This window comes from Flavobacterium sp. (assembly GCF_040379285.1).
Taxonomy (GTDB): Bacteria; Bacteroidota; Bacteroidia; order Flavobacteriales; family Flavobacteriaceae; genus Flavobacterium.
Window position 1 is genome coordinate 1 of record NZ_JBEILJ010000035.1, and the last position, 26,719, is coordinate 26,719.

At 39.5% G+C, this 26,719-nt stretch carries 25 protein-coding genes and 1 tRNA gene; 16 read left to right on the forward strand and 10 right to left on the reverse strand.

Annotated features, from left to right (window positions below; all coding sequences use genetic code 11):
* Positions 1–205: 205 nt before the first annotated feature.
* The 6 genes from ABWO12_RS08385 to ABWO12_RS08410 all read left to right on the forward strand — a co-directional run bounded on the left by ABWO12_RS08385 (position 206) and on the right by ABWO12_RS08410 (position 5,660).
* Positions 206–1,042 (forward strand): Abi family protein, encoded by an 837-nt coding sequence (locus tag ABWO12_RS08385; protein ID WP_353088356.1) that lies wholly within the window; start codon positions 206–208, stop codon positions 1,040–1,042.
* Positions 1,043–1,105: 63 nt separating this feature from the next.
* A complete protein-coding gene (locus tag ABWO12_RS08390; RefSeq protein ID WP_353088388.1) occupies positions 1,106–1,360 on the forward strand; it encodes a restriction endonuclease subunit S in 255 nt (84 codons plus the stop codon).
* A 34-nt stretch (positions 1,361–1,394) separates the two neighbouring features.
* Entirely contained in the window at positions 1,395–1,898 is a 504-nt protein-coding gene (locus ABWO12_RS08395) for a hypothetical protein (RefSeq protein WP_353088358.1), read from the forward strand.
* Positions 1,899–1,900: 2 nt separating this feature from the next.
* Positions 1,901–2,359 (forward strand): helix-turn-helix transcriptional regulator, encoded by a 459-nt coding sequence (locus ABWO12_RS08400; protein WP_353088359.1) that lies wholly within the window; start codon positions 1,901–1,903, stop codon positions 2,357–2,359.
* Complete coding sequence (locus ABWO12_RS08405) at positions 2,356–2,805, forward strand: hypothetical protein (RefSeq protein ID WP_353088361.1); 450 nt, start codon at positions 2,356–2,358, stop codon at positions 2,803–2,805. Before ABWO12_RS08400 ends, ABWO12_RS08405 begins: the two co-directional genes overlap by 4 nt.
* The gene (locus ABWO12_RS08410; protein WP_353088362.1) at positions 2,805–5,660 is read left to right on the forward strand and encodes a type I restriction endonuclease subunit R; all 2,856 of its coding nucleotides are present in this window, start codon (positions 2,805–2,807) and stop codon (positions 5,658–5,660) included. Before ABWO12_RS08405 ends, ABWO12_RS08410 begins: the two co-directional genes overlap by 1 nt.
* Before the next feature lie 228 nt (positions 5,661–5,888).
* Here the strand turns inward: ABWO12_RS08410 and ABWO12_RS08415 are convergent, their stop codons facing one another.
* Both ABWO12_RS08415 and ABWO12_RS08420 read right to left on the reverse strand, forming a co-directional pair.
* A complete protein-coding gene (locus ABWO12_RS08415; RefSeq protein ID WP_353088364.1) occupies positions 5,889–6,320 on the reverse strand; it encodes a hypothetical protein in 432 nt (143 codons plus the stop codon).
* A gap of 141 nt (positions 6,321–6,461) precedes the next feature.
* Positions 6,462–6,535: transfer RNA gene (locus ABWO12_RS08420), tRNA-Ala, on the reverse strand.
* Between the two features lie 175 nt (positions 6,536–6,710).
* On the opposite strand from ABWO12_RS08420, the gene ABWO12_RS08425 reads away from it, so the two are divergent.
* Both ABWO12_RS08425 and ABWO12_RS08430 read left to right on the forward strand, forming a co-directional pair.
* Entirely contained in the window at positions 6,711–8,522 is a 1,812-nt protein-coding gene (locus tag ABWO12_RS08425) for a T9SS type A sorting domain-containing protein (protein WP_353088365.1), read from the forward strand.
* 52 nt (positions 8,523–8,574) lie between these two features.
* A complete protein-coding gene (locus ABWO12_RS08430) occupies positions 8,575–9,300 on the forward strand; it encodes a T9SS type A sorting domain-containing protein (RefSeq protein ID WP_353088367.1) in 726 nt (241 codons plus the stop codon).
* Positions 9,301–9,354: 54 nt separating this feature from the next.
* On the opposite strand, the gene ABWO12_RS08435 is transcribed toward ABWO12_RS08430, so the two are convergent.
* The 3 genes from ABWO12_RS08435 to ABWO12_RS08445 are packed head-to-tail and all read right to left on the reverse strand — an operon-like array spanning position 9,355 to position 12,613.
* Complete coding sequence (locus ABWO12_RS08435; protein WP_353088368.1) at positions 9,355–10,377, reverse strand: hypothetical protein; 1,023 nt, start codon at positions 10,375–10,377, stop codon at positions 9,355–9,357.
* 55 nt (positions 10,378–10,432) lie between these two features.
* A complete protein-coding gene (locus ABWO12_RS08440; RefSeq protein WP_353088369.1) occupies positions 10,433–12,133 on the reverse strand; it encodes a DUF6029 family protein in 1,701 nt (566 codons plus the stop codon).
* Positions 12,134–12,136: 3 nt separating this feature from the next.
* Positions 12,137–12,613, reverse strand: coding sequence for a peroxiredoxin family protein (locus tag ABWO12_RS08445; protein ID WP_353088370.1), 477 nt, complete (start codon positions 12,611–12,613; stop codon positions 12,137–12,139).
* A 100-nt stretch (positions 12,614–12,713) separates the two neighbouring features.
* On the opposite strand from ABWO12_RS08445, the gene ABWO12_RS08450 reads away from it, so the two are divergent.
* The 4 genes from ABWO12_RS08450 (at position 12,714) to ABWO12_RS08465 (ending at position 15,044) form a co-directional block, all read left to right on the forward strand.
* Positions 12,714–13,577, forward strand: coding sequence for an Omp28-related outer membrane protein (locus tag ABWO12_RS08450; protein ID WP_353088371.1), 864 nt, complete (start codon positions 12,714–12,716; stop codon positions 13,575–13,577).
* A 62-nt stretch (positions 13,578–13,639) separates the two neighbouring features.
* The gene (locus ABWO12_RS08455; protein WP_200798314.1) at positions 13,640–13,807 is read left to right on the forward strand and encodes a hypothetical protein; all 168 of its coding nucleotides are present in this window, start codon (positions 13,640–13,642) and stop codon (positions 13,805–13,807) included.
* Between the two features lie 35 nt (positions 13,808–13,842).
* Positions 13,843–14,295 carry a 6-pyruvoyl trahydropterin synthase family protein gene (locus ABWO12_RS08460; protein ID WP_353088372.1) on the forward strand — a complete coding sequence of 151 codons (453 nt, stop codon included), beginning with the start codon at positions 13,843–13,845 and terminating at the stop codon, positions 14,293–14,295.
* 2 nt (positions 14,296–14,297) lie between these two features.
* Positions 14,298–15,044 carry a UDP-2,3-diacylglucosamine diphosphatase gene (locus tag ABWO12_RS08465; protein WP_353088373.1) on the forward strand — a complete coding sequence of 249 codons (747 nt, stop codon included), beginning with the start codon at positions 14,298–14,300 and terminating at the stop codon, positions 15,042–15,044.
* Here ABWO12_RS08465 and ABWO12_RS08470 read toward each other — a convergent pair.
* The 5 genes from ABWO12_RS08470 to ABWO12_RS08490 all read right to left on the reverse strand — a co-directional run bounded on the left by ABWO12_RS08470 (position 15,039) and on the right by ABWO12_RS08490 (position 20,784).
* Positions 15,039–15,983, reverse strand: a complete 945-nt coding sequence (locus tag ABWO12_RS08470; protein WP_353088374.1) for a hypothetical protein — start codon at positions 15,981–15,983, stop codon at positions 15,039–15,041. The genes ABWO12_RS08465 and ABWO12_RS08470 overlap by 6 nt on opposite strands.
* Positions 15,984–16,131: 148 nt before the next feature.
* Complete coding sequence (locus tag ABWO12_RS08475; protein ID WP_353088376.1) at positions 16,132–17,388, reverse strand: MFS transporter; 1,257 nt, start codon at positions 17,386–17,388, stop codon at positions 16,132–16,134.
* Positions 17,381–19,081, reverse strand: a complete 1,701-nt coding sequence (recJ, locus tag ABWO12_RS08480; protein ID WP_353088377.1) for a single-stranded-DNA-specific exonuclease RecJ — start codon at positions 19,079–19,081, stop codon at positions 17,381–17,383. Before recJ ends, ABWO12_RS08475 begins: the two co-directional genes overlap by 8 nt.
* A gap of 47 nt (positions 19,082–19,128) precedes the next feature.
* Positions 19,129–19,806, reverse strand: a complete 678-nt coding sequence (gene rsmI / locus ABWO12_RS08485) for a 16S rRNA (cytidine(1402)-2'-O)-methyltransferase (protein ID WP_353088378.1) — start codon at positions 19,804–19,806, stop codon at positions 19,129–19,131.
* Positions 19,807–20,784, reverse strand: coding sequence for a DUF8457 domain-containing protein (locus tag ABWO12_RS08490; protein WP_353088380.1), 978 nt, complete (start codon positions 20,782–20,784; stop codon positions 19,807–19,809). It lies immediately after the preceding gene.
* Positions 20,785–20,983: 199 nt separating this feature from the next.
* Between ABWO12_RS08490 and ABWO12_RS08495 the strand changes: the two genes are divergently transcribed.
* The 4 genes from ABWO12_RS08495 (at position 20,984) to ABWO12_RS08510 (ending at position 26,490) form a co-directional block, all read left to right on the forward strand.
* A complete protein-coding gene (locus ABWO12_RS08495; protein WP_353088382.1) occupies positions 20,984–21,610 on the forward strand; it encodes a thymidine kinase in 627 nt (208 codons plus the stop codon).
* A 5-nt stretch (positions 21,611–21,615) separates the two neighbouring features.
* A complete protein-coding gene (locus tag ABWO12_RS08500; protein ID WP_353088384.1) occupies positions 21,616–24,060 on the forward strand; it encodes a bifunctional UDP-N-acetylmuramoyl-tripeptide:D-alanyl-D-alanine ligase/alanine racemase in 2,445 nt (814 codons plus the stop codon).
* Positions 24,061–24,413: 353 nt separating this feature from the next.
* A complete protein-coding gene (locus tag ABWO12_RS08505; RefSeq protein ID WP_353088385.1) occupies positions 24,414–25,877 on the forward strand; it encodes a hypothetical protein in 1,464 nt (487 codons plus the stop codon).
* Between the two features lie 7 nt (positions 25,878–25,884).
* Entirely contained in the window at positions 25,885–26,490 is a 606-nt protein-coding gene (locus ABWO12_RS08510) for a hypothetical protein (protein ID WP_353088387.1), read from the forward strand.
* Positions 26,491–26,719: the final 229 nt, after the last annotated feature.

Sequence of the window (26,719 nt, forward strand, 5' to 3'; positions counted from 1 at the left end):
AAAAAAAACACCGTATTGTCGACCACTTGTAAAAAGTTTATATATTTGTAGCAACAGTACCTGTGTTGCTTCCCATTAGAACAGCTCACGGGTCTTTTTTTTATAGTCCACAGAAGAACAGCACTAGTGTTTTATATATAATCCTATTATGACGAAGGCTCCAAAAGATATACAATCTCAGATTACCTTATTGCAAAGTCGAAATATGCAGTTCAAGGATGTTAATAATGCTCCCCATTTTTTAAGTACCATTAGTTATTATCGACTTAAAGGGTATTGGTGGGAAATGCAAGATGATAAAGTGAATCATCATTTTGCGAATCATAGTTATTTTGAAGACGTAATCGATTTATACAATTTCGACAGGCATTTTAGACTAATTGTTTTCAATGCGATAGAACGTATAGAAGTGGCTTTGAGAACTAAATTGATCTATCATTTGTCATTAAGTTATGGAGCCAATTGGTATTTGAATCCTGCATTATTTCAAAACCCCACAAGGTTTCTTGCTTTTTTAGGTAAAATAAATCTTGATGTTAGTAATAGTAGTGAGGAATTTATAGTAAAACATTTTGACAATCATCCAGACGAAATGCCCGAAAGCTGGAAGTCGTTAGAAGTTATTACACTAGGAATATTATCAAAACTATATAGTAACCTAAAACATCAATTACCAGAAAAAAATAAAATTGCCAACGAATTTGGGTTAAATAATCAAAAGTATTTAAGTAGTTGGTTGTTGACCATTACTGTTGTACGTAATATAATTGCGCATCACAGTAGGCTTTGGAATAGAGTTATTATTAATAAATATGATTGGCCACCGACTTCACCGCAACCCATATTGAGTTATATTCCAAATAATCACCAACGGAGAAAAATTTTCCCAATATTATCTGCCCTGATTTATATGAATAATCAAATAAGTCCAGGTAATCACCTTAAACATGAATTGTTTAATTTATTTGCACAATTCCCTAATATTCAATTAAGTAGAATGGGATTTCCAGCCAATTGGCAAAGTGAACCTATTTGGAAATAGAATGAGTAAACAATCCGAAGCTATATTAGAAGAACAACTGGTTGCCCAGCTCCAAAAAATGATATTCTATTTTCTCACTATTTCTGTAACATTCCTTCTGTGCTTCAACAATTAACTAAGTTAGCCACTGGCAGTACTAGATTTACAATTTCTGTTGGTTCGTTTTCAAATGTCAAGGTATCGATACCTTGTATGGAAGAACAAACCAAAATCGCTGATTTCCTATCGGCTATTGATGATAAAATTGCCCATTGCCAGTCGGAGTTAGACGGTTTGGAGCAATGGAAAAAGGGCTTGTTGCAGCAGATGTTTTGTTAGTAAGTGTAAAAAAATAAACCTACAAGTTGATTAAATGGAAATAGTTCGTATCTTTGCAGACCAATTATTTGCCTTTCGTTACAGGGATGAATCTGACAATGAGTATGATAGATTAATGGATTTATGGGTAGATGTGGCTTATCTTCGGTCATTTGCAATAAAAAACAAAGTGTTGAATGTAAATGAATTTATTAACGATATATTAGAAGATGCAGAGGAAATTCAAGACTTTTTAGAAAATCTCAACCAAAACAATCAGCCTTATGGTTTTTATTTTGAACCTTTACAATTTGCAGAACGCACTAGAGTACTTTCGCTTCAAAAAGGAAAAATTAAACGTAATCAATTACGGCTATATGCTATTAAAATAGATGACGATTGTTTTGTAATTACTGGTGGAGCTATAAAAATGAGTCAAAAAATGGATGAACATGAAGATACTGCTCTAGAGCTGGTCAAATTAAATAATGCACGAATTTACTTAAATTCAAAAGATGTTTTTAACCAAGATTCTTTTTTCGAACTTTTAAATGAATAATCATGACAAATAAAGAAAAATTTTTATCTCTTGTTTCTGATAAAAAAACAAATACTTTAGAAAGAAATAGAGAACGAATTAAAAACCGTTTGATGTTACGTGAATCGCAAAAAATTGCTATTAAGGTTTTAACAAAATTGGACGAGTTGAAATGGACACAGAGAGATTTAGCAAATGCACTAAATGTAAGTCCTCAACAAGTTACCAAAATAGTAAGCGGTAAAGAAAACCTAACTATTGACACTCAAATCAAGTTGCAAAATGTTTTAAACATTCCAATATTAGCGACCTTTTACGAAAAAAAAATGGGTGTTATGGAAGAGTGGATTTTAACAATCGAAAAACGTGTAGAAAAAATAGTTGCCCAAACTAACAGCTTTTCAAACAATTATCAAGCATCTAAAATTGTGAAAGTTGAAAAGCCTGCAAGTACCGAAGATTATTTTCAAATGGTTGGATGATGGAAAAGGAAAATATACAAATTGGTTTTACATTACAGAGTATAAAAACAGAGCAATATGCGATTTTTGAAGATAATTTTACCCCTAAAAAAGAAACCAATTTAGGTACTGAATTGCAGTTTAAACTCGACCAAAAGAATAATCTAATCGGAGTTTTTATTGGATTTGAGTTTTTGCAAAATAAAAAAGTTTTTTTAAAAATTCAGGTGAGTTGTCATTTTAAAGTTAGTGAAACATCTTGGAATAATTTTATACAACAAAGAGAATCAAAATTGGTCGTTCCAAAAGGATTTCTTGCTCATTTGGCAATGATAACCACAGGTACAACTAGAGGCGTTTTATTTGCAAAAACAGAAAATACGCTATTTTCAAAATTTATTGTTCCAACATTAAACGTATCTGAAATGATTCCAGAAGACGCCGCATTTGATATGCTTGTTGAATAATGTCAAAACAATCCGAAGCTATATTAGAAGAACAACTGGTTGCCCAGCTCCAAAAAATGGGGTACGGTTTGGCCAGCATCACCAATGAACAAGAACTGATTGCCAACTTAAAAATCCAGTTGGAAAAACAGAACCGTATTCAATTCTCGGCTACCGAGTTTGAACGGGTGATGAATATTTTATCCAAAGGGTCGGTATTTGAAAAAGCCAAAACGCTTCGGGAGAAACAACATATTATTCGGGATAACGGGGACAACTTATACTTTGAATTTATCAATACCGAACACTGGTGTCAAAATCAGTTTCAAGTAACGCATCAAGTCACCGTTGAGGGACAATACAAGAACCGTTATGATGTCACTTTATTAATCAACGGCTTGCCGTTGGTACAGATTGAATTGAAGCGTAGAGGCCTCGAGTTAAAAGAAGCGTTTAATCAAGTCAATCGCTATCAACGCCATTCGTTTGGTTCCAATTCGGGGTTATACCAATACATTCAAATCTTTGTGATTAGCAACGGGGTGAATACCAAGTATTACGCCAACAACCGTAACCAATCCTTCAAACAAACCTTTTACTGGACAGACAAAGAAAATAAACGCTTAACCAATATTCTCAACGGATTTACCAGCGAGTTTTTGGAGCCGTGCCATATTAGTAAAATGATTTGTAAGTACATTGTACTCAATGAAACCCATAAAATCCCCATGGTGTTACGACCGTATCAATTCTATGCCGTAGAGGCGTTGATTGATAGAGTTAAGAATAGCGTGAACAATGGGTATATCTGGCACACCACGGGAAGCGGTAAAACGCTAACATCCTTCAAAGCCAGCCAGATTATAATGAATTTGCCACAAGTGAAAAAAGTGGTGTTTGTGGTTGACCGTAAAGACTTAGATTATCAGACCACCAAAGAGTTCAACTCGTTTTCAAAAGGGAGCATCGACGGAACCGATAATACCATGATGCTGGTGGATAAATTTACGGACGATTCCAAGTTGATAGTTACCACCATTCAAAAGCTAAATACGGCCATTAGTAAGAAACAGCATTTAGAAAAGATGAATCGTCTGAAAGACGAACGTATTGTCTTTATCTTCGATGAATGTCACCGTAGCCAGTTCGGAGAAACCCATAACCGTATCAAGAGTTTCTTTAACAATATTCAATTCTTTGGGTTTACGGGAACCCCAATATTTGCTGATAATTCTGTTAAAAATGAATTGGGTCGCAGAACCACCAAAGAACTGTTTGCTGATTGTTTGCACAAGTATGTGATAACCGATGCTATCAAAGACGAAAACGTGTTGAAGTTTTCTGTGGAGTATGTGGGTCGCTACAAACAGAAGGAAGACCGCAACACCAACATCGATATTGAAGTAGAAGACATCGACACCAAGGAGTTAATGGAACACCCCTCACGATTGGAAAAAATAGTGGATTACATCGTGGCACACCATGACCGTAAAACACACAGTCGCAACTTCACGGGGATGTTTTGTGTGAGTAGTGTCGATACGTTGATTAAGTATTACGAACTATTCAAAAAGAAACGATTAGTTGGTGAACACAATTTAAACATTGCCACCATATTCAGTTATTCGGCCAATGAAAACGATGCGGATGCCAACGGCTTTTTACCTGATGAATTATCGGTGGTGGAGGAACCTAGAGCATTGTATGGATTACAAGCCCACAGTCGGGAGAAACTGGATGAATTTATAGTGGATTACAACCAGTTATTCGATACCAAGTTTTCCACCAAAGACAGCGTGAGCTTCTACAACTATTACAACGACATATCCAAGAAAGTTAAAGAACGTAAGATTGATATTCTACTGGTGGTCAATATGTTTTTAACGGGTTTTGATAGCCCTACATTAAATACGTTGTACGTTGATAAGAACTTAAAATACCACGGTTTAATTCAAGCCTATTCACGCACCAATAGGGTGTTGAACGAGATGAAATCCCAAGGTAATATTGTGGTGTTCCGTAACTTAAAAGGAGCCACTGACGAGGCGATAACGCTATTCAGTAACAAAGATGCTGTTGACGTGATTATAATGAAACCGTATGAAGATTATGCGGTTAAATTTAATGAGGCCTATCAAAAGTTACTGGAGTTGGTTCCAAGTGTAGATGCTGTCAATGAACTAAGAACCGAGGACGAAGAACTGGAGTTTATCAAGGCGTTTCGTGAGTTGATGCGTATTCGCAATACCATGACCGCCTTTGCCGATTTCAGTTGGTCAGACCTTGAAATGGAAGAACAAGAGTTTGAAGATTACAAAAGTAAGTACTTGGATTTACATGATAAGGTTAGAACCGAACATGAAAAAGACAAAGTGTCCATACTAGAGGATGTTGATTTTGAATTAGAGTTGTTGCACCGTGACGACATCAATGTAGCCTATATACTTCAATTGCTAATGAAGTTAAAGACCGACAACAAAAAGGATGCAGTTAAGACCGAGGCCGACATATTAAATTTATTGAGTGGTGAAGCCGAATTGAGAAGCAAGAGAGAATTGATAGAACGCTTTATCAAAGAGAATTTGCCCATTATTGAAGACAGTGAAACCATACCCCAAGAGTTTGATAAATTCTGGAGTGAGGAACAAGTCAAGGCCTTTAATAAAATCGTAACCGAGGAGAATTTATCCCCAGAGCGAACAGAGCAGCTTATTGAGAATTATTTATTTTCAGAACAAGAGCCGTTACGTGATGAGGTACTCGATTTAATTGAAGGAGCCAAACCAACAATTTTAGAACGTAAGAAAACGGGTGATAGAATTTTAGATAAGATTGTGACGTTTGTGAAGACATTTGTGAGTGGGATAACTGGGTAGCCCCCCTCCGTTACCCCCGTTCTCCCCCCGCCCATAATTAGGTTAGCTATGAGAACCTTGATAAGGCGAGGAAAAATTTTTGGGAGTTTGGGATAAAACATCTTTTTAGAGTGTTTTTTTTGAATCTATATTAGCGGGTAAACGCTATGTAAGTCTTAATCAAAAAACATCTATAAGGAGTAAAACAATGGAGGTGTTCGTTCGTTTTTTAGTTAGGTTATAGATAAATTATCTTTTAGGGTTAAAAGGTATGATGTTTTGCGTTTTATCCAGCCATGAAAATTTATAGAGTTTTTGAATGATATATTGTTGCACCGAAATACTAGGTTCCATACTATCACCAAACCAATTGCAAATTAATTGGCTCCCCTCGTATTTACCCATTGGGTCATTGATGCTTTTGGGACTATATAGCCAGACTTGATATAAATATTTTGGCAACAAACCGTTAGAATCAAAATGCAAAGAATTTCGATTAATAACGGCTGGAATATCATAACCCCACTCCAATGGATTACTAGGATAAATTAAAAGTTTGTTTAAACTGTTTAGCGTTTTAGTGTCGGTTGGTATATTGTTGGCATAAGTTTCAACAAAGATGAACCCCTTAATGAAAATTTGATACCCGTCAAGGTAAATGATCTTGTTTTTGTCTTCCATAGCTTTTTATTTATAAATATTTTGGCCATGGAAAAAGATAGAAAAAGGGTCAATAATTTTTCAATCGTACAAGAATCGTACAGATTTAAACAAACAAAAAACGCATCAACCTGATTATTAGATTAATGCGTTTTTAGTAAGTGGAGAAGATGGGGCTCGAACCCACGACCTCTACGCTGCCAGCGTAGCGCTCTAGCCAACTGAGCTACATCCCCTTTTGGATGCGTTGCAAATATACTAATTTACCTATCAACCCCAAATATTTTTTTGATTCCTAAAGAATTGTATACTTAAAGCAAAAAAAACACTGATTTATAGCAAATTATCGCAAAATTATTCTTAAAATTGAGCTTGTTTAAAAAAAGCACAAATTATTTACCTCAACTGAAAATGAAAAAAATTACTTTATTGACATCCTTGTTAGTTTCTTTTTTTGTTCAGGCACAGATCATTGCCTTTCAAAACTTTGATACGGCTTTAGGCTGGACTACCACCACTACAACAAGTGATGCAGGAACAACCATTAACGCCTGGTCTCGTAGAACATCTGGGACCAACCCTACCTGTAGTACTTTTGCAGGTGCAGGGATGGCTCGTTTTGCCTCCTATTCTATTCCAAACAACGGAACAGGTCGTCTCACTTCGCCTGCAATAACTTTTCCAGGGGCAAATTACCGTGTGAAGTTAAAAATGTTCCGCGATTCAGGATATCCTACCGATGCTGATAACATTCAGGTTTTCTACAACACTACTTCCGCGGCTGGAGGAACTTTGTTGGGAACCGTTAACCGTTCACGTCAATTGGCGCCTATCGTGCCTGCTGACGGTTGGTACAGTTACTCTTTTGATATTCCTGGAACAATTTCTGGTACAGGATTCATCAATATTTTAGGAACTTCACGATATGGAAACAACATCTTTATTGATGAAATTACAGTGGAACAAATTCAAGCTATTGACGCTGAAACTACTTCGGTAGATATGAATGAAATTGTATTAGCTGGTTCTAAAGTGATTACAGGTTCGATTAAAAACATGGGAACGTCTTCTATCAACTCGATGACCGTAAATTGGCAAATTGGAACAGGTACCATCTACTCACAAACTTTCTCTGGATTGAATATAGCTATGGGACAGTCATTCACTTTTACCCATAATAACCAATGGAATGCTACTCCAGAAAATTATGTATTAAAGGTTTGGGTTTCCAATGTAAACGGTGCTGGAAATGATGGGGATACTACCAACGATATGGTGATCAAAAACGTTTCTGTGGCTAGTGGTTCTACCACGCGTCTTCCTTTGTATGAGAAATTTTCGAGTTCAACATGTCCTCCTTGTTTTTCGTTCAACACCAACTACTTTACTCCATTCTATAATACAGGAACCAACCAGGATAATTTAGCGTTGATATCCTATCAAGTAAATTGGCCCGGTACGGGAGATCCTTATTTTACTACTGAAATTGGTGATCGTGTAGGGTATTACGGAGTTACTAGTGCTCCAACATTATTTGTAGATGCCAAAGGAGGAACAAGCTTTAGTACATCACAATTACAAACGGCTTTAGATGCCGCTTTAAACGTGCCTGCTTACTTCGGAATCAATGCGACCCGTTTGTTGAACGGTTCAGATTTAACAGTAACGATAAACACTACACCATACCTTTCTGGAAATTACACCATTCATGCTGTTGTGGTAGAAGGAGTAACTACGGGTAACGTAGCAACCAACGGTGAAACTTCTTTCAAGAATGTAGTTATGAAAATGTTGCCCGATCCTGATGGAACAGCCGTGAATTTTACTTTCAACACCCCAACAACCCACACGTTACAAGCAAACTTAAACGGGTTGAATATTGAAGAGTTGTCGGATATTAAAGTGGTTGTATTCATTCAAAATGTAGCTACTAAAGCAATAATGCAAGCTGCATTTGCCACAGATGCATTATCCAATGGTTCATTCACAGCGCAAAATATTGCACGCTTGTTCCCAAATCCTTCCAATGGTATTCTTCAAGTAGCAACAGAAGGAACTGTAAATATTACGGTTAACGATATGACTGGAAAAGTAGTCTATCGTGCTAATGCTCTTGAAAATGGAGGTCAAATGAATTTGTCATCGTTGCAAAAAGGCATTTACCTAGCGACTATGACCAATGAAGCAGGCGCTACTCAAACACAAAAAATTGTATTAAATTAATAATAGTAAACGGGGAGATTTGCTGTCTCCCCATTAACACTCACCAAAAAATATGAAAAAGATTGCTCTTTTTGGAATGCTAGCCATGATGGGTTTAACACAAGCGCAAATTGCAGTTACCCGTCATAATAATACACCTGTTACTTCAGGTCAGGTTTTGGCTTTTAATTCAACCTTATATCCACAAGGATCTTTGGATTTTTATGTGAAAAATCTATCAACTACAGCATCAGTAAATGTCCGTATTAACTGTAGTTCTTTGGTCAACACTGACGGGGAAGGTTTTGAATTGTGTTTTGCCAACGAATGCTTATCATCGGTAGAAGAAGGAATGAATTATCCTGTGAATCTTCCCTTTTTAACCTTACCTCCAGGAGGACAAAGCGGCAATGACGGACACTTTTACAACACCGTTTTAGGTTCAGCGCCTTATCCCAAAGATTATTCTTTCCGTTTTTTCCAAGCGGGAAATTCATCGGGAAATTTTGTTGACGTTACCTATCGTTTTGACCCAGCGCTTTCGGTGGGCGATATCGAACAATTACAGCAAAATGGGGTATTGATCAAAGCCACCACCTTTACTTCAGAATTAACTTTGGATGTATTAAAAGCGTCACAAGTACAGGTGTTTGATGTCAACGGGAAATCAATCTTACAGCGTGATTTATCGTATGGGATTCATACCTTAGACACCAGCGCTTGGCAAACCGGTATGTATATTTTACAATTTACCGATGCTTACGGAAATATAGGGACAAAAAAAGTGATCAAAAACTAATTGGTCACCAACGTATAAAAAAAGACCTGCTCATTAGAACAGGTCTTTTTTATTTTAAAAACTATTGATCCATTGTTCCACCAGTTGAACCCCTTCCCGATGTTGTACCGAGCGCCCTATAGCTGGCATGATGTAAAACATATCGGTAGTGGTTTGCATGCGGTAATGGAGAATCGATTGGCCTACATTGTTGGGTTGTACAATACGTCCATTGTAGCCCGGCAAAGTATGTAAAGCGCCCACGCCCACGCCCATGTTTTCAGGATCGCTCGTGTCTGCATACTCCATATGTAAGGGATGTACTTGCGCTTCTCCTCCCACCCGGTGGCAATGGGCACAGTTGGCATCAAAATACGCCCGTACGCGTTTGGTAATCGGTAAAGATGTATTGTTGTAGTTGGGAACGGTGGTTATTGATGACGGCAAATTAGACTCCAAATACCCTGCATTAATCCATTGCGTCAATTGGTTTTGTGTTCCTGAATAATTCCAATTTAGATTTTGAGGTTTGATTCCAATCGGTGTTTTTTGCTGGGTTACCAAATCCCCGTGGCAGCGGTTACATTCTACTGTTGTATTGGGTGTCCTGTAGTTGAAGGTTAAGGTTTCACTGCCTTGTTGAATAGTAAGTGTGCGCGAAGTACTTGCGGTTTCAAGGAAAGCTTCCGTTTGTTCGGGATTCCAAATGTATTCGGCAAAAATCCATCCTGAACTTTTTCGAATCATTACCCGCGTTTCTATAATTTTTGTTGTTAATCCAGGCATTACCGTATTGTAGTAAAAGACCTTAATCAACGCAGCACCTACAGGTAAATTTAACACTTCACGATCACTAACATAGGTGGCTTTGGTGTTATTGGGCATCCAAACAAAACGTTTTTTTAAGGCATAATCGGTAAAAAGCTCACTAGAAGGTTGGTAGGGAAGGACTCCTATCGAGGGGGTTAAATTTTTTAATTCCCCTTCAAAAAAACGATAATCCGATAATTTAGCATAGGGTACCTGCGAAAGATCGCATTGTACCGGACTTTGGGGTATCGGGGTATAATCAGCATCATTCGACGAGCAGGCACTCATTAGTCTCAATAGAAGGAGACTGCATAAAATTCCTTGTAGTCGAATCGCTTTCATTTTAAAATGACGTATTAAACGTTAGCGTGAGTCCAGAACTTTCAGGAACAAAACGGCAAACACCACCTACACAAACCAAACCGCCGCGTTGACGACCATAATTGATGCCTAAGCGGGTTGCTTTATTTCGGAAAGCGCCACCAATATTGTAGTAATGATTTCGGTAGTGGCTCAAATCGTTACCATAGTTGTACAAATCATAGACATACATTGAGAACTTGGAATTAAAGTTGAATTCAACTGTAGCGGCAGCCCAATTTTTTCGATCGTAATCGGCCCACATGTGTTCTCCCATGACGCGAATGGATTGCCCTTTATCAAATTTGTATATGGCTTCTCCAGCAACGATATGGGTATTTACTTCTCCGGCAGCATCTTCAATATACTGTCGGTTGTAATATTGCTTGATATAACTTACTTGTGTAAACCACTTATTGGTCCATTTTTTGGTGATTTCAAAATTAAAGTCCGAGAACATCCGTTGTCCAAATCCTAAGAAATCGGTGTCGTAATCTTGGGGATTGAAAATGAAGAATGTACCGCTTAATGCGTTGTAATTCGAAAAATTCATGGCGACTTTAGTTCCGTATTTTCCGCCCAAGACTGTTCCTTTTTTAAAATCGTAAAACATATCAATTTGACCCCCAATTTCACCCGCTTTAACAAAGTCAGAACCTGCCAATAGTACATTGGGTTGGGCTTGATAGACATAAATATTGGCCAAATTGTAATGGTGTTGTTTGGTTAAGCTGGGAATAAAATTTATGATTCGATCGTTAAACACATTTCCTTTCGCAGCCCGTTCTGAAAAGAATCCCATGTTTTCAAGACGTCGGAATGTACCATCAATACCAAACCCTTTTTTGGAATACCCCATATTCAATAAAATGGCACTTCCGGGTTTGATCAATCGATTGTCGATTTGACCCGGCGCTTGAACAACTGCATCGGGCGATTTATAATTGTATTCTCCCGACAAATAAAAGGATTGGTAGGTAAGACTGATACGTCCAGCATAGGCATTGGTCAAGGCATCAAAATTTGGATTTACGATATCCGTTTTTTCATACCGCCCAACATAACTACCGCCCAAACTTAAGTCCGTTGTTTGCCATTTAAAAACTTTAGAAAGTCCCCATTCAAAGTCCCCGCCAAAAATTTGAGCATCGGTCACATCAAATCCTGTACGTTGCTGTCCATAAACCATTTTTAAGGTAAAATAGGCTACAGGTTTTAAAATCAACCGTCCGCCGCGTAAGGCATTGTTGATTCCTAGAGCGCGGTCTTCCCAACTTCTTAACAGTAAACCACTTCCAAATTGTTCATAGAAATACCCTGCGGTGGCTTCCAATTGATCGCCTTTGTATTGCACAAAATAGGTGGCTACGTTGGTTCCATTGAATTTGGGATTCATGTTCAATAAGGCATTTTGCTCATACGCCTCCCCTTGAATACCAAAGGTCCATTTTTTATAGTTGTAATTAAGAAATAAATAACTGTTGGAGCGCAGCGGTTCGTCGGGTTGCGCAGTGGAACTGTTAAACTCGTCTTTGAGTCCCTTGTCGTTTAAATACCATTGGGTGTTGGTTTCAAATCCACCACTTAGAACCCCTGAAGAATTGATATTGTTTTGGGCATGAGTCAAAAGAGAACCTAGTAAGAATCCGATGCACGAAAGGCCAAAAAAGAAGTTGTTTTTCATGAATTATAATTGCTTCAATTTGGCTAATAACGCAGCTTCACTTCCAGGGACATAACCGTTTTGGATGTGTATGATTTGTCCGTTTTTAACCACAATAGTGTAGGGGATATTCACAATAGTCAAGGCTCTTTTTAAATCTTGATTGGTGTCCAATAAAATAGTATAAGGCCATCCTTTTCCATTGACCAAAGGTTTTACTCTTTTTTGGGTGCGAGCATCATCGGTGGAAATCGCGATAACTTCCAAATTGAGCTGTTTTTTCCAGTCTTCAATAACATCATTCAATTCGTCCAATTCATTGATACAAGGACCACACCAAGTCGCCCAAAATGAGATAATATAGAGCTTATCTTTTTCTACAAAATCACGGTTTAATACGACGGATTTTCCTTCAAGATTGGTTAGTGTAACTTCAGGTATTGTGCTTTGTGCAGTTGTTAAAAAACTATAAAGCAAGAGTAAAACAAATATATTTCTCATTAATTCATGGGTAAGGCGTCACAAATAAATAAATTATATTATAATTTTTAAAAGATTTTTCTTTTTATTTGTAAACTTTAGATTTTAAATTGAATTTGCTATGAAATTTAAGATAACAACGGCTTTTTTGGCAATGTTTTTACTACTGGTTTCTTGTCAGGATACCGAGATTATCGAAAACCGTCCTGATGGATCGTCAACAGCGCCTCCTATTTCTGGATACTTCAAAAAAAACATCCTAATTGAAGATTATACGGGAACATGGTGTGGAAATTGCACCCGTGTAGCTTGGGCTATTGAAGAAGCCAAAGCAGCTTCTGACAAAATAGTTTCTGTGGCTATTCACAATGGAAATGATCCTTTTCATTTTCAAGGGATTGCGCCTTTGAAGAATTTGATTTTACCCAATTCACCGCTTGCTTTACCCGTTTCTCGATTAAACCGCATGATTGTTTGGGGTTTTCCTGAAACGTCAAATGTGCAACAGGCTTTGGATTTGGCATCAAATAACTCGACGATCGGTTTAGCTATGAACTCCACTGTAGCCAACGGGAATATCAATTTGGATGTAAAAATTAAATGCTTGGACGATTATCAAAACCTTAAGTTAGTGGTGTATTTATTGGAAGACAAATTGTATTTCAATCAACGAAACTATTATAATGACTTGTATAATGGGGTGAATCCTATCCCTAATTTTGAGCACAATCATGTATTGCGTGCCTCGTTAACAAATATCGTTGGGGAATCTATTACAGGAACCGTAAATGGGGCAACACTTACCCGTAACTTCTCCATTCCAATTCCGAACATAACCCCGCCTTCTAATTTTCCGAATGCACCTCAGATTAATCCTGAAAACATCAGTTTTGTGGCCTTTGTTACCCGAGGTGAAGATAATATAGTAATCAATGCACGCGAGGCGAAAGCAAATGAAAATCAAAACTTTCAAGAAAATCCATAAAGAAATACCACAAATGCTGTTCCAATCGAACGGCTTTTTTTATAGAAGAAATATTTGTTTGAATGAAATTTTTAGTACTATTCCTGCAATCGGCCATCGATAAAAAACTTCAAGAAGCACCTGATAATGGGTATGCTATCGGTGTTTGGATTGGAAATTTGCTGCCTTTTGTGGTATTGGTGGGCTTGGCTTATCTGCTTTATTACCGTTCCAAAAACCGAAAGGATTAGAATAAAACCGTATTTTTGTCGCGAAAATTTCCAGTATGAGTACCATTCGAATCACCAAACAATTTAGTTTTGAAACCGGACATGCCTTGTATGGCTATGATGGAAAATGTAAAAACGTTCACGGGCATAGTTACAAGTTATCGGTCACTGTTATCGGTCAGCCAATCACCGATACGTCGCATGTGAAATACGGAATGGTAATTGATTTTACCGATTTAAAAAAAATCGTAAAAGAAGAAATAGTTGACGTGTTTGACCATGCGACAGTATTCAATAAAAATACGCCTCATATTGAATTGGCTCAGGAGCTTCAACAGCGCGGGCATCATGTTATTTTGGTCGATTACCAACCTACGAGTGAAAATATGGTAATAGATTTTGCGGCTAAAATAAGCAACCGCCTTCCCGCTACTATTCAACTTTTTTCATTACGACTACAAGAAACAGAGACGTCTTATGCCGAATGGTATGCGTCTGATAATGCATAAGTATGGCCAAAAAAATCTATTTTGCTTCCGACCAACATTTGGGTGCGCCGACAGCCGAAGCGAGCTTTCCGCGTGAACAAAAGTTTGTTGCTTGGCTAGACACCGTGAAGCAAGATGCGGAGGCTATTTTTTTGCTCGGGGATTTATTTGATTTTTGGTTTGAATACAAAACCGTAGTTCCCAAAGGCTTTGTGCGTGTTTTGGGGAAATTGGCTGAAATTCGCGATAGTGGAATACCCATTTATTTTTTTGTGGGGAATCACGATTTGTGGATGCATGATTATTTTGAGAAGGAATTGAACATTCCCGTATACCACGATAACCAAACATTTACGTTTAATGGTAAGTCGTTTCTCATTGGCCACGGCGATGGCAAAGGCCCAGGGGATAAAGGCTATAAACGCATGAAAAAAGTGTTTACCCATCCTGTCTCTAAATGGGTTTACCGCTGGTTGCATCCCGATTTGGGCGTAAAGTTAGCCCAATACCTTTCGGTCAAAAATAAATTGATCTCGGGCGAATCCGACGTGAAGTTTTTGGGCGAAGACAACGAGTGGCTAGTACAGTATTGCAAGCGGAAATTACAAACACAACACTACGATTATTTTGTATTTGGCCACCGCCATTTTCCGATGACCATTGCTCTCAATGCACAATCAACGTATATCAATCTCGGGGATTGGATTGGGTATTTTACCTATGGCGTTTTTGATGGAACCCAAATGACGCTAGAAAAATTTGAACTATAATTTCCGGCCAATCAAATTGACAGCAGGCGTACGAATCGTGCTTTTACTGGGTTTTTTGTAAAAGTAAAACGCAAAATCATAATTGATCCAAACATTGGCATTGAATAATTCTTCCGTTTCCTTTTCGGTAACGACATCCCGGTATTTTGTGTAAAAGTTGGTTTCGTCCGAACATTGAAACTTCACTAAAGTTTGCTCTTCAAAAGGAGGATAAACCACGGTTTGATGCGCATCAACATAGTCGACCAATTCAATAGAAACCAAAATTTCTTCTCCTGGCGTTAAGGTGTAATCGACAGGGGTGTTGATTTTGTTTTTTTGTTTAGGGTCTAGGGTTTGAACCGGTGAAATGTACACAGGGATGGCCTGCAGGGGTGAAATGTTGGTCCGTTGTATGATTTCTCTATTCACTATTACTTTATAAAAAAGAATACGGTATTTCGTGGGATGAACTATTTTTTTGACATACCATTGTACCTTTTCTAGCGCCAAATCAAAAGGGTATTCATTGGAAAGCTGTAAGCCAAAAAACAATTGCTTTTGCAAATACATGCCGCTGGAATTGGGTAAAATGCGGTTTTGTTCGCCCAAGGTAATTTTTTCGGGAAGGGATCCCACCACGACTTCCTCCAATTCGTAGATTTTTTTCTTGAGATAGATGATATCGGTTAGACTATCTCGGGAATAGCCTTTGGGTTCGAAATTAAATTTGGAAAAAGTAATTGAATCATAGGGAATTTCAGGCAAAGCAAGTGCTTCTTTTTCGGGAGAAATGCCTTCAAAGACTTTCTTTTTTTGGAGAAAAAGGTGGAAATTCACTTCGGGTAAAAATTCGCTAGTTTCTTCATCCAAAGGAAGTATTCGTTGGATTTGCCCTGAAACAGAATTGGTGACGAGTAAAAATAGGCTTAGACAAAATATTTGTTGGATTCGTTTCATGGGTTGAAGATACGGTTTTTACCTTCATGATTTGAAAATGGGGCGTCGATTCAGCCCCGATCGCAGCGGCATCCCCCGATTTATTTGGGGATATAGCGGAGAGCGGCATTGTGTTGCTAAGAACGATGGAGTTGTTGCTGCCTAAAAATTACAATTCTTCAATTTTTTTATGAATGTCCAATTTCCGGAAGGAAGGCGAGAGGATTCCCGTAGCCGTTACCGTTAACAGCGTCATTGCGCCACCAAAAACCACGGCCGTTACAGTGCCCATCAATTTGGCCGTCAAGCCGCTTTCAAATGCGCCGAGTTCGTTGGACGAACCCACAAAAATAGAATTCACCGAAGAGACCCGTCCGCGCATGTGATCGGGTGTTTCCAGTTGTAAAATGGTTTGCCGAATGACCACTGAAACACCGTCAAATACCCCACTGAGAAATAAAGCGGCCACCGAAAGCCAGAAGGACGTCGAGAGGCCGAAGACAATCATACACACGCCAAACAGAAATATGGCTACCAACAATTTCATCCCTGCATTTTTATTCAGCGGAATGTAAGCCGCGAGGATCATGGTGAGGAACGAACCCACTGCGGGAGCCGCGCGCAAAACACCAAAACCTTCAGCGCCTACTTTTAATATATCTTGGGCAAATACGGGGAGTAAGGCAATGGCGCCCCCGAAAAGCACAGCGATCATGTCTAGCGTGATGGCGTTTAAGATGGTTTTGTTGTGAAAAACAAAGCGTACGCCCTCCTTTAAACTTTGCATCATGGGTTCGCCGATTTTGGTATTTAAAATAGGTTTCTTCTCAATTTGCATCAGAAAAAGTAAGGCCAAGACCGTACAACCAAATACAAAGCACAGCGAAAAATGCACGCCAAAAAAGCGAATGGCAATTCCAGAAAGAGCGGGTCCAGTAACCGCAGCAATTTGCCACACCGAACTGCTCCAGGTGGAAGCGTTGGGGTAGACTTTTTTGGGAATTAACTGACCCAACAGTGAAAATACGGAAGGTGTGATAAAGGCACGCACCAATCCCCCACAAAATACCAGGACATAGATGGCATACAGCAAATTTTGAGCGGCAAAGTTCGCTTTAATTGCGGGAAGGGTTAGGGCAAACAAGCCGAGACTGATGAGTGAAAAAGCGATTAAACATTTGATCAACAGACTTTTCTTTTCGTTTTGATCGACGATATGTCCCGCAAACAGCGCCATGCTCACGGCGGGGATGATTTCCATCAAACCGATAATTCCCAACGACAGCGGATCTTTCGTCATGGAATACACTTCCCATTCGATGATGACAAATTGCATCGACCAGGCGAAGACCAAGGCAAAGCGCATGAGGAGGAAGAAGTTAAATTCGCGAAAGCGCAGGGCTTCGTAGGGATCGTTTTTAGTCATGGTGATTGCGTAAATCTTTCAAACGGAGTTGCAAAGTTACGGAACCGTTGAATTCATTTTCATCCAAACAGAAAACCGCATCAATTTTTTGTCGGTTTTCAATCAAAGTTACCTTGTCGCCTAGGCCAAAACCCACAGCCCCTATCGTTTCGGAAGTCCCTTGTTTGAGGTTGAGTTTCAAATGGGTTTCATCACTACCAATGCGTTTGCCATAGCCCGTGTCGTACAGGTTTTTGGAGAGAAATGTAGGGGTCATATTGCCTGGGCCGTAGGGCTCAAATTGTTTTAGTAGTCGCATCAATTTGGGCGTGATTTCAGAAAATTGGATTTCGGCATCGACCGCTATTTCTGGGATGAGAAGATTGGGGTCAATGGTTTTTTTGACCACTTCTTCGAAAGCGGCTTTGAAAGCGGGGTAGTTTTCTTCATACAAGGTCATTCCGGCCGCGTATTTATGTCCACCAAACTGAATTAGGTGTTCGCTACAGGCTTCTAGGGCTTCGTATAAATCAAAATCTTTGACGGATCGCGCAGAGGCGGCTAGTTTATCGCCACTTTTGGTAAACACGATGGTCGGACGGTAATAGGTTTCGGTGAGGCGAGAGGCTACGATACCGATGACGCCTTTGTGCCAATCTTCTTGGTAAACGACGGAGGTAAATCGATCGGTTTCGTTTAATTCCTGAATTTGCTTCAAGGCTTCTTCGGTGATGGTTTTGTCGAGTTCGCGACGGTCTTTGTTGTGTTGTTCAATATCGGCGGCAAATTGAACCGCTTGTTCCAAGTTCATTTCGGTCAACAAACTCACGGCGGCATTTCCATGTTGGATGCGACCTGCCGCGTTAATGCGCGGGGCAATGATAAACACGACATCGGTAATGGTGAGTTCGCTTTTCTTGACTTGTGTGAGCAAAGCTTTGATGCCGGGTCTCGGATTCTCGTTGATGACTTGCAAGCCAAATTTGGCCAACACCCGATTTTCCCCCGTGATGGGTACTATATCGGCGGCGATTGCTGTGGCGACCAAATCTAGGTAGGGAATCAAATCCAAAATTGCTTGCCCACGGCGTTCCGACAAGGCTTGGATCAATTTAAATCCGACGCCACACCCACAGAGTTCGTCATACGGATAGGAGCAATCGTCGCGTTTGGGGTCCAAAACGGCCACGGCATCGGGCAAGGTATCCCCGGGACGGTGGTGGTCGCAGATAATAAAATCGATGCCTTTGGCTTTGGCGTAGTCGACATGATCGATGGATTTGATACCGCAGTCCAAAGCAATAATTAAAGTCATTCCATTGTCTTCGGCAAAATCGATTCCTTGGTAGGATATGCCGTAGCCCTCGGCATAGCGGTCGGGAATGTAGGTGGCCACGTAGGGATAAAAACTGCGAAGGTAGGAAGCCATCAAAGAGACGGCTGTGGTGCCATCAACATCATAATCGCCAAAAACGAGAATGTTTTCGCGGTTGTTCATGGCTTGTTCGATACGAAACACCGCTTGCTCCATATCTTTCATGAGATACGGATTGTGTAAGTCGTTTAGGGTAGGGCGAAAAAAAGCTTTGGCTTCTTCGAAGGTGGTGATGCCGCGTTGCACCAATAAGTTGGCTACGAGTTCATCGATGTGCAATACGTCCATCAAATGGCGTACGGCGGAGGGATTCGGCTTTGAGTGAAAATTCCAGCGCATAAGAGTTAGGTTTTAAAAGGTTGGCGTATATAAACATGTATTCTCATTTATTTCGAAGGTTTCCCTGCCACTACAGCGACAATTTCGCCTTTCGGGGGTTTGGTTTCGTAATGTTTGAGGACTTCTTCGGCGGTTCCGCGAATGGTTTCCTCGTGCAATTTGGTGATTTCTCGGGAAATCGATACTGGGCGATCGGGGCCAAAATACTGCACAAATTCGCCCAAGGTTTTCACCAATTTATGCGGAGAAACGTACAGAATCATGGTTCGAGTTTCTTCTGCGAGTTGGAGGTAGCGTGTTTGTCGCCCCTTTTTTTCGGGTAAAAAGCCTTCAAAAATAAAGCGATCGTTGGGCAACCCACTGTTCACCAAAGCCGGAACAAAAGCGGTGGCTCCGGGCAGGCAATCTACTTCAATCCCATGTTCCACACAAGCTCGGGTCAACAGAAACCCAGGATCGGAAATCGCAGGGGTGCCCGCATCACTAATCAAGGCCACGGTTTCTCCAGCTTGGATGCGTTTCACCCAATGGTCCACCGTTTTGTGCTCATTGTGCATGTGATGACTTTGCATGGGTGTCGCAATGTCAAAATGCTTCAAAAGTTTACCGCTATTGCGGGTGTCTTCTGCCAAAATGATATCGGCCTCCTGCAAGACTTTTACGGCACGAAACGTCATGTCGTCTAAGTTGCCAATAGGCGTAGGGACCAAATACAATTTACCCATTTACGAGAATTTTTTGGCAACGATGGCGATAAATCGTTCGGCATAATCGTCGACTCCGTCCCAATTGTTGTAATCGGGTTTGATGATTTCGTCGATAAAATCTTTGGCTTCAGGAAAAGTGGAGAAGGTATTCAATTGCGACAAGACGCGGTTGTAATCTTCGGTACTGTCGGCAAACAAATATTTCACAAAGGCAATTTTATCGTTTAAGCCAATATTGATGCTCTTGGAATGCAATTCATTGAGCGATTTCCCTTGTTCGTCGATTACCGTTTTAAGTGAGGGGGGCACGACCACATCGTCGGGTTTGACAAAAATGGGTTCGGTGTAATTTTCGCCCAGCAATTCTTCAAAGGAAATTTGTTTGGGCTCGTCTTTTTTAGGCGCCTCAACTACGGGTTCTTCTTTGGGAGTGTTGGCCAGCTCAGGCTCTGAAAGGGTTGTGGCTTCCTCCATAGGCTCTGCCGCCAATTCAAAAATAGGTTCGAAATCCAAGTCCGATTTGGCTTCCGTCATGGGAACATCCTCTTCTATTTCTTCCTCCTCCAAAGTAATTTCTCCCACAATAACGGGTTCTTCCTCGATGGTTTCTTCTTCCTCGGGTGCCGTCTCGGCAATTACTTCCTCGGTTTCCTCAGGGATTACAGGAGTTTCTTCGTTAGTTTCGTCTTCCTCGGTTTCCTCAACTAGTGCTTCAACAGCAGGAGCTGCAATTTCTTCCACTGCCGTTGCAGTGTCCGTGGTTTGCGGGACAATGGGTTCAGTTGCGGTTAAAGCGGCTTCAAGTTGGATTTCAAGTTCTTCCGCGCTGATTTCATTTTTCAACGTTTCAAAATGATCGCCATAAAATTTTAAAACCGCTAGGGTTTCGTATAATTTTCGGGTTTCCGTGTAGAGTTGGTCTACTTCCGATTTGTTGCGAAGTTTTAAAATGCGGTGTGCAATACTAATCAATTCAGCTTCCAGTCTTTTTTTCATGGTGCATTACAATTTTGGGTATACGGTCGCTACCTTAGGGTAGTCGGCGTTGGGTCTTTTGTACGGTCATTTCCTTCAAAAATATGCAAACTCTTCATAACTTTATACCAATAACCGGTGCAAGTCAGGGGAATTTTGATATTTTTGTTTCTGTACAAATGTAACAGAAAAACCTAAATTCATCTAACCAATTTAGTAAATGTTTTTAGAAAATACGGTTAATCACGAAGAGCAATTTGGGTGGATAGAAGTCATCTGCGGCTCCATGTTTTCGGGGAAAACAGAGGAATTGATTCGGCGTTTACGTCGGGCGCAATTTGCTAAACAAAAAGTAGAAATTTTCAAACCTGCCATCGATGTGCGTTATGATGATGAAATGGTGGTTTCGCACAACAAAAATGAAATTCGCTCTACCCCCGTTCCTGCTGCGGCCAACATTGCTATCTTGGCGCAAGGTTGCGATGTGGTAGGTATTGATGAAGCCCAGTTTTTTGATGATGAAATCGTAAAAATATGCAATGATTTGGCCAATTCAGGTATTCGGGTCATTGTGGCCGGTCTCGATATGGATTTTAAAGGAAATCCTTTCGGACCCATGCCCTCGCTCATGGCTACCGCCGAATATGTGACTAAAGTCCACGCCGTATGCACCCGCACGGGCAATCTCGCCCATTACAGTTACCGCAAATCCAACAACGACAATCTAGTTCTTCTGGGGGAAACCGAAGAATACGAACCGCTTAGTCGTGCCGCTTATTATAAAGCAATGCGCGAACATATTGAAGTCAACGACCCTGAGGATTTATCGACCGAACCCAATTCTTAACTGCTGTGACACGTTCCATTCGAACCCTCGTTCCCATTTTGAAAGCGCAATTTCAAGGGCCGCGCGATATCGCGATTGTAGATGCCGTCTCTATTGATAGCCGTTCACTGCAAAATGGCCCGCACACCTTGTTTTTTGCTTTGCGCGGACCGAATCACGATGGGCATGATTTTTTGGAAACGGTGTATACGCAAGGGGTTACCAATTTTGTGGTTCATAGCATTCCTGAAGGCTTGGTGGGGAAAGCCAATTTTTTGATTGTTCCCGACACTTTGGTAGCCTTGCAACAATTGGCCACGGCTTACCGTTCGGAATTTTCGTTTCCCATCATTGGCGTAACGGGGAGCAACGGAAAAACCATAGTAAAAGAATGGCTTAACTTTTTGTTGAGTCCCGATTATCATATCATTCGCAGTCCCAAAAGTTACAACTCCCAAGTCGGGGTGCCTTTGTCGGTATTGGGCATAAATGAAAAACATAACCTGGGTATTTTTGAAGCAGGGATTTCTACGGTAGGTGAAATGGTACATTTACAAAAAATTATCCAACCCACCCTTGGAATCCTTACCAATATCGGTTCGGCGCACGATGAAGGTTTTCAAAGTGCGGGGGAGAAAATCAAAGAGAAGCTTACGTTATTTTCGGCCGTTGAGCTTTTGATTTTAAATAAAAACCGAACCATTGAAGCCTTTTTGCCGCCTTCGATACGCACGTTTACGTGGAGTTCGGATGATAAAAAAGCGGATGTGTTTGTCATGGCCAATGAGCATCCTGATTTCACCGAATTGCGCATTACGTATCAAAAACAATGTTTTAAAGTTGTCATTCCGTTTTCGGATTTTGCCTCTATCGAAAATGCGATGCATTGTTTGATGGTGCTGTTGTACTTGCGCTATGATGAAGAAGTGATTCAAGAACGCATGGCGCAATTGTATCCTGTAGAGATGCGACTGAAAGTCAAAAACGGCCAGCACCAAACGCGTTTAATTGACGATAGTTACAGTTCGGACTTTCAATCGTTGAAAATCGCCTTAGATTTTTTGGAAAGTCAGCAGCAGTATAAAAAGAAAACACTCATTCTCTCCGATATTTTTCAAAGTGGGTTGGAAAATGATGCCTTGTATGCACAAGTTTCGCTGCTAGTGGTGTCCAATCATATTAACCGTGTGATTGCTATTGGACCTACCATTAGTACGTACAAACGTAAGTTCCCCAATTGTTTGGCTTTCCCTTCGACCCAAGCCTTTTTGGAGGTGATCGATAGCGTGGTTTTTGAGCAAGAAACGATATTAATTAAAGGAGCACGCCATTTTCATTTTGAAGATATCGTGACCGTTTTGGAGGAGAAAACACACGAAACGGTGCTTGAAATCAATCTCAATGCCATCAGTCACAACCTCAATTTTTACAAAGCCAAATTACAATCCAATACCAAACTTATGGTCATGGTTAAGGCTTTCAGTTATGGCAATGGAGGGTATGAAATTGCCAAATTGCTCGCCCACCATAAGGTAGATTATCTGGGAGTAGCATTTGCCGATGAAGGAGTGGCGTTAAAACAAGCGGGAATCCAATTGCCAATTATGGTTTTGAATCCTGAGAGTACAAGTTATCCTTCGTTGATGCAACACGCGCTCGAACCTGAGATTTACTCTTTAAAGGGGTTGAATGCTTTTGTCAAATTGGCCGAGCAGAAAAAATTGAAGCGTTTTCCTATTCATATCAAACTCGATACGGGGATGCACCGATTGGGATTTATGGAACAAGATATTCCAGCTTTGATTGCCCGTTTGCAGCAAACCCAAGCCGTAGAGGTGAAAAGTATTTTGTCGCATTTGGCCGCGAGTGACGACATGAAGTTTGTGGATTTTACCTTGGCTCAACTTTCTTTGTTTGAGGATTTGTCGACGCAAATAATGGAGGCGTTGGACATACAACCCATTCGCCATATTTTAAATACTTCGGGCATCTCCAATTTCCGTCAAGCGCAATACGATATGGTACGTTTAGGTATCGGGTTGTATGGAATATCCAATGACGAAGACGAACAAAAATTGCTGGAGCAAGTCGCCACGTTAAAGTCGGTTATTTCTCAAATTCGGGTCATCGAACCCGGCGAAAGCGTAGGATATAGCCGCAAATTTATGGCTGAACGCCTTACGCGCGTCGCTACGGTGCCCATTGGTTATGCCGACGGAATCTCGCGCCATTGGGGCAATGGTAAAGGGTATGTAACCATTAAAAATAAAAAAGCTCCCATACTCGGTAGCATTTGCATGGACATGTTGATGGTCGATGTGACCGATATCGACTGCAAGGAAGGCCACGAGGTGATTGTTTTTGGAAAAGATCCTTCAGTTGTGCACATGGCCAAAGTATTGGATACCATTCCCTACGAAATCATGACCTCGATTTCCCAACGGGTGAAGCGCATTTTTTATCGGGAGTAAGATTTTTACATTATTTTTTTGTAGTATTGTTTTACGTTTAAACTGAAATACAGCTGTAAACGCCACAAAAAGTTTTAAATAAATTTATATGTCATGTGCAAAATGAAACCAAACACCCGTATTCTATTTTTTATTTTTTTACTCACTTTTTTAAGTTGTGAGAAAGATTTGTATGAAACCCCAATATACATATCTAAAAAAAATCAATCACGATTATTAAATGAATCGGAACGGTTTAAAATTCAAGAGAGAGTTTGTAAGACCTTAAAAAGGTCGAAGTTTTTTTAAGTAGCTTTTCTGAAAATAGAATTTCAATTTCAACCCTTGGAACGGTTGATTTCAAAGAAGTTTTAATGATTAGTGATGAATCTGGTAAATCAACGTACACGTTTAAGCTCCTTCATCCTGAAACATCTATTTCGAAGTTTTATAATTTGGTTTTGGAGGAAAAGGGGAATTACACAATACTGAAGTTGTTAGAATATACCCTGTCCCCAGAATTCGGACAACAACTTGTGCAAAACTTAAATTTCAAAGATTTTAATGGTACTGTTAGCAGTTATACTATTTTTAATGATAGTCCTTGTCCAGATGAAGATTTGCTGTTAATAACTGTTGATGCTGTTGGCGGTTCATCAGGTGGGGGAGGGTCAGATAATTCAAATGGTTCTGGGAATTCCACGGGTTCAAATGGAGGTTCTACTAGTTCGAGCGGAGGTTCTGGAGGTTCAGGCAGTAACAGTGGCACTACAGAAGCAATTGCTACGCCTTTAAATCCCAGTTCAAATGATGATGGTGATGATGAAGAGGTTTGGGTTGAAGTTAGTCAATCACCTCGATATTTCAGAATGGGTATACTTCAACCAAATGCGACGGTTTCTAGTGAAGAATCGCCTTGTAGTCCAAATTTAACATTTGGTTTAATTACTCCTTTCACTCAATGTGAAAAAGAGTTTATGAATCTTTCACCTCATAAATTATGGTTATTTCAAAATCAATTAAATCCTATTTATGCTGAAATTATGGCCTACATTAATGGGGAAGATGAAAATAGTTGCAGTGTAGATAGAAATAGTTTTATTGACCAATGTTTGTATCAGATTATACAAAATCCTGGGGTGTTTACCTCTATTAAGCCCTTTTTGATAGAGAAGCAAATTGATGATAGTGAGCTTGATGATTGTACAAAAGGAATTTTAGATAATTTAAAACAAAACCATACAATAGCAAAAATCATCGCTAGATTTAATGAACCGAATGCTCTCTTTAATTTAAAATTTGTTCAGGTTTCCAACTTAGTTAATTCAGAAAATGAAAGTATTCTAGGAGAGTTTTCTGTAACTAATCAAAATTATAATTACTTGATAAAATTAAACACTAATTTTTTTAATAACAATGGGGCAACTAATTTAGGTAAAGCAAAAGTAATAATTCATGAAATGATACATGCCCTAATTGCAAGCGTTTATCAGTCAGGAAATAATTTTAATAATAGTGAAGATTTTCCTGCAATTTGGAATGCTTATGTGAATTTTGAAAAAGGTTCCACTACTCCCGAAGACCATGCGTTTATGGGATATAACTATGTTGAGCTTATCTCTAATGCTTTACAAGAGTATCAGCCAGGTTTTGATTCAGAGTTATATAATGATTTAGCATGGTCAGGAATATGGTCAATTAAGCCTAGCTATTATCAATTTAATGATGTTTTAACAGGTGCAAAAAAAGCACAAATTTTAAATAGAAATAACACAGAAATGGAGAGAACAACTTCTTATGGCATGATACCTTCATCTAATAACCCATGTTTGCAATAGGCTGGTAATGAAAATCAAACTTTTATTCGGAATAGGCACGCTTTATTTTTATTGTGTAAGTTGTTGTGTAAACAAGGAAAGTTATGCTGTAATCAATACAATGATTGATAAAAATATTGGATTGAAAGATTGCGATTCCCTGAGTGTGGTTAACACGACTATATCCTTTGAAATGGTATTTTTTGAGAGTTACAACGTGGCGAAACTCAAGGAAAACAGCATAGGCTTTCTGAATCATCATCCGTATATAACTTGGGCCAATCCTAATGATCGATGGGTTTTAGACGAAAAGGATGTGGCGCAAATGAAAATGGAAAAGCCCGTAATTGGTAATTTAGACAAGCGTAAAATACGAGTAAAATCAATTATTGACTGGATTGAATTGCCTGTATATAAGGATAAAGTTCAACAATTCAAAGATTTAACAAATCAAGCCGTAAATTGTAATTTTAAAGAACACTACAGTGCGCCGCTTTTCAATCGCAAAAAGGACAAAGCGGTGATTATGGTGCGATTAGTTAGTGATCCAAATCAGGTTATTTATTTCTATATTTTGAAAAAAGAGAAATCAAATTGGGTCATTGTTGGACATAGCAATTATTACTCAGAATAATTGGGTTGAAAAAAAGTAGTTTTAAAAGAGAGGATTGTTTAATCAAAAACGCCAGTATCTTTGCTAGTTACAGGTCAGTTTATTATTCCATTTACCAACGGGTGAAGCGAATTTTTTATCGGGAGTAAGATTTTATGTTTAAAATCTAAATTTATTGTTAAAATTCATAGCTTTGATACACTAACCTTAAAAAACGAATAAAAATGGGAATGGTATCAGAATTTAAACA